General features: G+C 44.1%; 9 protein-coding genes and 1 pseudogene. 3 read left to right on the forward strand and 7 right to left on the reverse strand.

Features of this window, described 5'->3' with window-relative positions; translation table 11 throughout:
• Positions 1-93: 93 nt before the first annotated feature.
• Both F6K20_RS12215 and F6K20_RS12220 read left to right on the forward strand, forming a co-directional pair.
• A pseudogene (locus F6K20_RS12215) lies at positions 94-345 on the forward strand (bilin-binding protein); the annotation flags it as partial.
• Positions 346-753: 408 nt separating this feature from the next.
• Positions 754-1416, forward strand: coding sequence for a HEAT repeat domain-containing protein (locus F6K20_RS12220; RefSeq protein ID WP_008183166.1), 663 nt, complete (start codon positions 754-756; stop codon positions 1414-1416).
• A 114-nt stretch (positions 1417-1530) separates the two neighbouring features.
• Here the strand turns inward: F6K20_RS12220 and F6K20_RS12225 are convergent, their stop codons facing one another.
• A complete protein-coding gene (locus F6K20_RS12225; RefSeq protein ID WP_008183168.1) occupies positions 1531-2961 on the reverse strand; it encodes a coiled-coil domain-containing protein in 1431 nt (476 codons plus the stop codon).
• A 149-nt stretch (positions 2962-3110) separates the two neighbouring features.
• Between F6K20_RS12225 and F6K20_RS12230 the strand changes: the two genes are divergently transcribed.
• Entirely contained in the window at positions 3111-3239 is a 129-nt protein-coding gene (locus F6K20_RS12230; protein ID WP_287248227.1) for a hypothetical protein, read from the forward strand.
• Positions 3240-3245: 6 nt separating this feature from the next.
• Here the strand turns inward: F6K20_RS12230 and F6K20_RS12235 are convergent, their stop codons facing one another.
• The 6 genes from F6K20_RS12235 to F6K20_RS12260 all read right to left on the reverse strand — a co-directional run.
• Positions 3246-3401, reverse strand: a complete 156-nt coding sequence (locus F6K20_RS12235) for a hypothetical protein (protein ID WP_287294835.1) — start codon at positions 3399-3401, stop codon at positions 3246-3248.
• Positions 3402-3478: 77 nt separating this feature from the next.
• The gene (locus F6K20_RS40600) at positions 3479-5305 is read right to left on the reverse strand and encodes a phycobilisome rod-core linker polypeptide (RefSeq protein WP_008183169.1); all 1827 of its coding nucleotides are present in this window, start codon (positions 5303-5305) and stop codon (positions 3479-3481) included.
• Positions 5306-6125: 820 nt separating this feature from the next.
• Complete coding sequence (locus tag F6K20_RS12245) at positions 6126-6887, reverse strand: phycobilisome rod-core linker polypeptide (protein WP_008183171.1); 762 nt, start codon at positions 6885-6887, stop codon at positions 6126-6128.
• A gap of 330 nt (positions 6888-7217) precedes the next feature.
• Positions 7218-8012: a phycobilisome rod-core linker polypeptide gene (locus tag F6K20_RS12250; protein WP_287294837.1), complete on the reverse strand. Its 795-nt coding sequence runs from the start codon at positions 8010-8012 to the stop codon at positions 7218-7220.
• A gap of 45 nt (positions 8013-8057) precedes the next feature.
• Entirely contained in the window at positions 8058-8846 is a 789-nt protein-coding gene (locus tag F6K20_RS12255; protein ID WP_287294839.1) for a phycobilisome rod-core linker polypeptide, read from the reverse strand.
• A gap of 190 nt (positions 8847-9036) precedes the next feature.
• Positions 9037-9408 (reverse strand): phycobilisome linker polypeptide (locus tag F6K20_RS12260; RefSeq protein WP_287294841.1); only part of this gene is annotated, 372 nt, incomplete at its 5' end.

A 9408-nucleotide genomic window follows, 5' to 3' on the forward strand; every position in this document is an offset into this window, starting at 1 on the left:
TATTTCAAAATCATCATTTCAAATCAATAGTTTGTTATCTGCATGAGGAAGGAAAAGCATTGTTGTACTAAGCCTTGAAATGTTAAAATTGTGTGCAAGCGTGACATCGTTCACTACCTGCGTTTGATCAACTATTGCCTAGTTGTTGGTGGTACTGGTCCTCTAGATGAGTGGGGTATTGCTGGCGCTCGTGAAGTGTACAAAGCCTTAGGTATCGATGCAGCTACCTATGTTACTGGTTTGACCTTCCTCCGGGATCGTGGTTGCGCTCCTCGTGATATGTCTGCCCAAGCCTTGGTTGAATACCGGGGTTATCTTGACTATGTAATCAACTCCATGTCATAGGATTATTGCTATCCACTGTTTGTAGTGATTAGCTGCCTCTAGTACTTTGGACTAAAGGGGGATCTTAGGAAAGTGCTGTGCCTGAATCAGGTTCAGCACTTTCCTAAGAACCCCTTAGTTGTTGTTATCGAAACTCCTGAATCAAGTTAGTTTTCTCTAACTCAGGTTATAGACTGATGACTACTCATATTTTTGTAAGCAGTCAGCAGTCAGCAGTCAGCAGTCAGCAGTCAGCAGTCAGCTTTATGAATCCCTGACAGCAGAGATAACAGAGATTAAACGAATGCTTACCTATTTTATTCAAAAGCACCTCAATTAGCGTGGGCTATGGGCATAAGCTGATAGCTGATAACTGATAGCTGATAACTGTTCGCGTAGCGTGTGCGTAGCACATAAGCTGATGGCTGAATGCTTACCTATTTGTATACTGATATTTACTACTATCTACTAATGTCTACAGAAGAGTTATATCAACAATTAAAACATAAAAATCCTAGACTCAGAGAAAGAGCCATGCGGCAGATTGCAGCAGAGCGCACCGAGAATACTATTCCTGAGTTGATGGCAATTTTGGGTGATGAGGATGTGGTTTATCGGCGAGCAGCAGTGCAAACTCTAGGTGTGATTGGTCTTGATGCTGTACCGGTATTGGCAGAAACTTTAACAACCAGTGAAAATAACACTGTACGAGCTAGCTGTGCTAAAGCGCTGGCTGCGATCGCTCTTAACTACTCAGAAGAAACCTTCCCAACTGTGGGGTTGCAGAGTCTACAAACCGCCCTTAAAGACCCAGATCCCGTTGTCAAAATATCGACAGTTGGCGCACTGGGAACCATTGGTCCACCAGCTTTTGAAGCCCTAGTGGCTGCTTTGGACATCGATGATATTGCCCTTCAAGTTGCTGTGCTACATGCCCTAGGTTCTTTGGGAGATGAGAGAGCTATGGAAGTGCTATCTGCTACCGCTGAAAATCAGGAAGCCGACCCCTATATCCGAGAATCAGCGGCTAGTTCGATATCACGCTTGGAACAGGTGATCAACTTTGGTTCAAGCAGAAAACGATCTCCATAATAAGACCAGAATAATCCAATTATTTGTTGTCCTTGAATGCCAAAACTATCCCCAAAACTATCAACTAAGAAAGCCAGGGGACTTGACATTATTATTGATGCTTTCGGGCACTAACTAAAACAATCTCCGGCTACGCCTCTTATTCAACTCTGCTTTGCCAAGGGTTGCCCAACGCTTTAACTCAACAATTTGTTTTTGTAAAGTGGCGATACGATCCTCTTGCTCTTGATTATGCTGTGTCAAAGACTCATAACTCTCGGTAGGTTGATTAGCGGGAGATTGTTGCTCAGACAACTGATGCTCTAACTCAGCAATACGCTTCTCTTGGTCTTGAGTTTGCTGCTGTAGAAACTGATTACTTTTACTTTCTACTTGTTGGGCCGCCTGAGATTCTTGCTCAGCTAGCTGCTTCTGTAACTTGTTAACCAGATTAGCTTGCTGTTGAGCCTGCTGTTGCAGAGCCTGGTTACTCTCTACCTGTTGTGTTGCTAGAGATTTTTGTTCAGACAGCTGTTGCTGTAAGTCTTCAATCAAATTAGCTTGCTCTTTAGCCTGCTGTTGTAAAGACTGATAGCTTTCGGTTTGTTCAGCAGTTTCAGATTCTTGCTCTGCGAGCTGCTTCTGTAACTTGTTAACCAGATTAGCTTGCTCTTTAGCCTGCTGTTGTAAAGACTGATAGCTTTCGGTCTGTTCAGCAGTTTCAGATTTTTGGTCTGCGAGCTGCTTCTGTAATTTCTTAACCAGATTAGATTGCTCTTTAGCCTGCTGTTGTAAAGACTGATAACTTTCTGTCTGTTCAGCAGTTTCGGATTTTTGCTCGGCTAGCTGCTTCTGTAATTTCTTAACCAGATTAGATTGCTCTTTAGCCTGCTTTTGTAAAGACTGATAGCTTTCGGTTTGTTCAGCAGTTTCAGATTTTTGCTCGGCTAACTCCTTCTGTAATTTCTTAACCAGATTAGATTGCTCTTTAGCCTGCTTTTGCAAAGACTGATAACTTTCGGTCTGTTCAGCAGTTTCAGATTTTTGGTCAGCTAGCTGCTTCTGTAATTTCTTAACCAGATTAGCTTGCTCTTTAGCCTGCTGTTGCAGAGACTGATAACTTTCGGTCTGTTCAGCAGTTTCAGATTTTTGGTCAGCTAGCTGCTTCTGTAAGTCTTCAATCACATTAGCTTGCTCTTGAGCCTGCTGTTGTAAAGACTGGTAATCTTCTTGGGATACACCAGAAGTACCAGACTCAGACACATCAGGTTGTAGCGGTTGTTGACCCTCTATTACTTGAATCTTGGTTGGAGATTTTGTGGCTCCATTGTTGGGGGATGTTTCCTTTGCCTCCGGTGGATTTTCAACGGTGATGGTCATCCTTGCCTGCTGGCATGCGATCGCAATATTACCTCTGGCGATACGCTCAATTAGTTCCGAGCGGGACAATCCAGTATTCTGAGCCATCTGAGTTAACAAGCCAATGCCTGTAGGGGTCAGGGATATTCCCACCTTGGACTTACCTTCTGAATACTGGCTAGCAGTTTTACGGCTTTTCTTGGCCATTGGCTTTTCCTCCGGATCGGCTATTTAAAGTCTATATATTTTACTGTTAAAAGTACCTCGTTAAAAGCTTTAGTTGAAAGGTAAGCATATGCGCTACGCGCACGCTACTTGAGGTGCGGTCAGCGGTCAGCGGTCAGCTTAGAATAAAATTGAAAGTCTGGGGAAAAGCCTATCAGCTTTGTGGCACAGGCTTTGGCCTTGGCCGTTGGCCACGCTACGCGAATGGCCACGCTGTGCGAACGACGCTGGGACTTCACTCAGCATTATTCGAATGCTGACCTCTTTTATGCAAAAGCTCTTCGCAAAGCGTGCGCGTAGCGCATAGGCTGATAGCTGAATGCTGATAGCTGAATGCTGACGTTGAAAGCTTTAGTTAAAAGCTTATATTTTCCAGGTAGTTGTTGAAGGTTGACCGCTGTCAGTAAACTCTCAACAGTCAACCTTCAACAACCTACACATTTCTATGGCAACTGGCCATAGAGCTAATAGCAGCTCTAATAAGTACTAAGTTTTTCCTCTAATAACTACGAGGACGCCATTTATTCAACTGGGTTTCTGCAATCATAGCTAAACGGCGCTGATCAGCAATCTTTTCTTGTAAGGTGGCAATTTCGTTCGTTTGTTTTTCAGACTTTTGTTGCAGAGCTTCATAACTGTCTGGCTCTACAGTTGCTGCTGCCATGGGGATTTGGTCCGCAATGCTGGTGAAACCACTACCACCATTGGTCGAAGAACTGTAAGACTGCCATTTGCTATACTGTGATTCTCCAAAGCTAGCCAATGGTCGTAACTCTGCCAGCTGTTGCTGCAAGGTTTCCAGCAGTTCTTCTTGCTCTTGGCATTTCCGTTCGATGGCTTGATACGCTTCTGAGCGTTGTTTCTCAGCTTCTGTGGGAGCTTCCTGCGGTTGGATTTTGGGCTTGAGTACTTCATCCAATAAAGCTTGGATATCAGTAACTGGGGCTTGTCCAAGGGGATTATTGTAAATAATTGATTTATTCAGCCTTGGTGGATTCCCTGACACATTGTCTTTATCAGAGCTAGAAACGCTCGGCATCAGCACCAACATGTTAGTAAACCCAAGGAGCTTTTTGCCTGTTTGGGTTTTATAGCCCCGGTAAAAGGGTACAACATTCTCCCCAAAGACCTCTTGGTACTCGTCACTATCGATATAGGAATCAATATCCGCCTCGAAACCTTCTTGATCAAGTACTTGGCTGTGATAGAAAGTCTCAGAGTAGTCATCAGGAGCACGACCGAGCAAATGCTTAAAATTCAGCTCAATTGACCGGTAGCGGGGACAGATATCGAAAAACCTTGACCGATACAACTCGGACTTGGCAACCTGACGCACAAACTCACGGACAGTGATTTCCCCCCGCTTGATCTGGGATTCCGGGACAGTCAGCCGTTCACTTTCCATAACATGGGCATTTCCCAAAACCTGACGATAAACTGCTCGAATCACCGTCTCGATTTCTGCTTCCGAACGACCTGGCCACAGCTCAATCGGATCAACTTCTTCCCAGGCTTGATACTGGCGTTGCCAGGTTTGAGTCGTGTTTTGCAGCAGTTTTTCAGCTTCTGTGAGAATCTTAGGTGCTGTTTGAGTTTCTACCGGACCTGCTGGTTGGCCTTTATTGAGACCTAGAACATTAGCCAGGAGTTTATTGACATCTGTGGGTTTTACTACATCACCAGCTCCAGAAAGCGCCTCCATCTTACTGGGGCTATTGGTCATCAGGAACTGATTCAACCGAGACCAATTCCCCCGCCAAACAGTTGCTTGATCGCTACCAGCTGCACCACGCAACAGTTTTAAGAGATGGGTAAATCCTACTGTACTCTTGCCTATTTGGGTTTTGTAACCCCGATAATAGGGAACCTGGTTTTCCCCAAAAGCCAGCTGGTATTCTTCGCTATCGATATAAGAATCGATTTCAGTCTCATAACCCCCTTGATCAAGCACCCTTGTATGCTCAATAATTTCCTCATAACTTTCGGGAGCTCGACCAAGGAGATGCTTGAAATTCAACTCAATGGCTCGGTTACGAGAGCAAGTCTCGAAAAATCGGGAGTAGTAAAGCTCAGATTTAGCAACTTGCCGCACAAATTCCCGGACAGAAATTTCTCCCTTTCTGAGTTGGGATTCGGGCACAGTGAGCCGCTCACTCTCCATGACATAGGTATTCCCCAAGACTTGCCGATAGACAGCCCGAATCACAATTTCTATTTCTTGTTGAGAATGACTAGGCCACAGTTCAACTGGGTCTGTGTCTTGAAATGATGCCACCCCTAATTGCGGGGCTCGTGTCAGTACAGGGTTTATAAAACCAATTACCATCTAAAAGACCTCCCAATCCATCGTTGTTAAATGTTGTTAATTAAAGTTAATAAACAACTAATTTAAAAAAAAATGACAAAAACTACTTTCTTAACTTTCTATTGAATTCACTTTAATTAAAGAGTCTTTATCAGTGAATATAAAAAAAAATAATTGAACAATATAAGTATTAAATTATTTTTGGTTAACGTTAACCTTGTTATATGGTCTTGGCTAATTGACCCTAGGCTGATTGACTGAAAAAAATCCTAAAATCCTTAATTTTTCTAGGAAGCTTAACCGTATAGTCATTTGTGCTTATTATATCTTGGTGACAGAGATTTTTCCCTCTAGTTTTTCCCTCTAGTACAACTGTGCGATCGCTCTAATCCCTCAGAGTGCTAGTGCCATCTGCAATTATTCCTAACATCGGGAAAGTACTTTGAATTTACTAAGTTATGAATTCATAAAATTCAATACCGCTGCCATTAATTAATGAACAATTATCTAATCAATAGTGTTAGTTTTTGGAAAATAGCTGTTGATTGTTCACAACCTATTTCCAAAAACTAACATCTAGATACTTAGCTCAGATCAACTACTGAATCCGTAAGCATTCAGCCGTCAGCATTCAGCCGTCAGCCGTCAGTCTTCCGCTTATGCCCATAGCGCACGCTACTTGAGGTGATGCGCGAATAAGCGATGCAGTGGCCTCACGGGGTTTTCCCCCACTCGCGCTTTGCATCAAGAAAAGAGCTAAGCATTCGAATAATGCTGAGTTACGTAAAGCTGATAGCTGATAGCTGATAGCTGATAGCTTACCTGAATCCTGACAGTCAACCTAACCGATTTCAGTAATACTGACAATTTTGCTGCCCATTTTGTGGATATTTTGAATCCTCGCCGACAGCTGGTCGTAACCCACTTCATAGGTAGCATTACTCCGCTTAAAGCGAGAACCAACACCAGCTTTAGCTACAGTAACCTTAAAGCGTTTGCCTGTATTGGCGTAATTACCTGAACCCCCAGCAGGAGCAGTAATCTTGGTAGACAGATTAGCCGCTAAATCACTAATCAGGGTAGCTTGGTTACTGCTATCACTGGTAGCATATCCCCGCATCAAACAAAACGTCCGATTAAAGGCTACGTTCTTAATCCCAACTTCGGTAGTATTACTACGAGGATAGGGGACAATAAACTCGCCAAAACTCGACTGATACTCTGCGCTATCGATATAAGAATCGATTTCAGCGTTGTAGCCAGCAGTGTTATAAATTTGAACGTGTTCGGCAATTTCTGTTTGATCCTGGGGAGCACGACCTAGAAAATGCTTGTAGTTCAGCTCAATGAAACGATACTGGGAAGCAGAATCAAAAAACAGGGACTTATACAAGTCTGATTTAGCGACCATGCGCACAAAGCCCCGTACACTGATGTCTCCATTGCGCAGCATCGCTTCAGCAGTAGTTAAGCGATCGCATTCCAGCAAGTGCGGGTTACCTAGAACCTGTTTGTAAACTGCCCGAATCACTGTCTGCACATCATCTTCTGTTGCACCAGGACGCAACTCTACCGGGTCAGCATCGATTACCCAAAGTGACATTTAAATTCCTCCTAGATTCTTTGCTCAGATTTAGCTGAATTACACAGCTATTCACTTACCAGTTATCAGTTATCAGTTAACAGTTAACAGTTTTTCTTGATTACCATTAACTGTTGACTTGTAAGCATTCAGCTATCAGCTATCAGCTATCAGCTATCAGCTAGCAGGCGCTTTAACTGAACGGGGTGGGATGAGTAAAACGAGCAGGGATTTTCAACTAGCTGTACCAGCCCGTAAGGTTGTTTACTAATTCCCGTTGATTAGCTGACGGCTGACAGCTGACGGCTGAATACTTACGTTGACTTAGTAACTGATAACCGGGCTACTCGATCAATTTAACTCAGTAATACTGAGAATCTTGCCACCGCTTTTATGAATACTCTGCACTTGTTCAGAGAGTTGCTCGTAGCTAACCTGATAGTTCAGCTTGCTATACTTATTCAACCGGGCTGCAGCAGCGCATGTGGAAACAGCAATCTGGTAACGCTTGCCAGTGTTGCCATAACCTGCCCCATTTCCAACCGCTGGAGCCTTAACTTTTGGAGATATATTACCAGCTACAGCAGTAATTAGCTGGGCTGGTTTTCCACTATCACTGGTAGCAGAGCCTCGCAGTAACGAGAACATCCGATTAAAGCCCACATTCTTAATTCCCAATTGGCTACGGATGCTGCGGGGGTAGGGAACGACGTTCTCGCCAAAATTCTGGAGATATTCGTCACTATCGATATAGGAATCGATTTCCGCTTCATAACCCTGTTGATTGTAAAGGCTGACGTGCTCAGAGATTTCAGCTTGATCTAGCGGAGCACGACCTAGCAAATGCTTGCAATTAAGTTCAATGAACCGATAGGGAGAAGACCCCTGGAAAAATCGTGATTGATACAGGGATGATTGAGCGACCATGCGCACAAAGCCACGGACAGTAATATCCCCATTCCGCAACATTGATTCCCCATTGGTGAGTCGCTCGCTCTCCATCAGGTGGGCATTGCCCAAAACCTGCTTGTAAACAGCTCGAATTACCGTTTGTAAATCATCTTCAGTGGAAAAAGGCCGTAATTCTAATGGATCACCTTCAAAGGCATCCAAGCCTAGAACAGCTGACCGAGTTAAATTTCCCATTTTTATCTGTCCTTTAAAACTTCCGAAAAGACCAAACCCCAGATATTAGGAGATTTCTGTAATGCTGACGATTGTCCCGGTAGTACGATTAATCCGCTGAATTTGGGGTGTCATCTTGCTGCCAGGAACAATGTACTCAGTGGTACTACGACGCCGACGACCCCCGTACATCGCACCCCGGACTACAATTTTGAAGATCTTTTCGGTAGCATCAGCATAAGCGGCAGCACGACAACCTGCCAGTGGCACAATTTCGCTGGTGCTATTGGTAGCAACTGCTTCTACCAAGCAAGAGCTTTTGATGGAGCTATCAATTTCTGAATTACCCCTTACCAAGGATAGAGTACGGTTATAGCCCACCTGCTTTTGACCGATTTGGCTACTAGCACAATAGTAGGGTACGATATTCTCCCCAAACTTAACTTGGTACTCGTCACTATTGATGTAAGAATCAATCTCAGCATCGTAACCCTGCTCAATACAGATGCGGATGTGTTCCGAAATTTCTGTCTGATCTAGGGGAGCACGACCCAATAAATGCTTAAAGTTCAGCTCAATAAATCGGTAGGGCGCACAGGATTCAAAATACCGAGCGCGATAGAAATCTGACTTAGCAACAGCCCGGACAAATTCCCTGACACTGATGTTGCGATCGCATAATTGCGATTCAGCATTCACCAGCCGCTCGCTCTCCATAATGTGGGGGTTGCCCAAAACTTGACGATAAACTGCCCGAATTACAGCTTGTACTTCATCAATACCGCTAGTAGGCCATAGTTCAAAGATGAGATCTGAATCTAGACCAAACTTGGCAGTAGGCGCTGTACTGACCATTTAAATTTCTCCTTGCAAAAAACTTATTCAAAATAAAGGGGATTTTCCTTCCCAATACAAAGCAAGCAACGCTTCATTCCACTGCACCTCTACCTTCTTTGGCAGCAAACTAGTTGGATTGCTGCCAAAGCAAGCAGAAATACACGAACTTTCCCAGGCGATAAATGTTTGAATCCCGATTGAATCCTAATTACACAACGGTGATGCTTGCAATCACGCCACCCTGCTTATGAATCCGCTGGTACTCTTTGGACAGCTGATCATATGGAACCAAGTAGACCTGGTTACTGCGCCGGAATTTGGATACCCGATTCACTGCACCAGGGGACTTATAGCCAGTTACCTCAATTCGGTAAACTTTACCTTCAGCAGTAGCTCCAGCACCATGGCGAGTTCTGGCACCCAATGGCGTGTCTTGGAAAGACCAGCCAGATACACCACCAGAGGGAGGAATTACTGCTGTAGGAATTTCTTGAATTACATTCTTATTTAGACAGGGACTCTTGCCAGCCAAGCTCCCTTTGAAGTCGCTACTAGAAGCTCCCCGCAACAGTTGGAACAA

It is taken from the genome of Moorena sp. SIO2C4 (assembly GCF_010672485.1).
GTDB classification, from domain to species: domain Bacteria; phylum Cyanobacteriota; class Cyanobacteriia; order Cyanobacteriales; family Coleofasciculaceae; genus Moorena; species Moorena producens.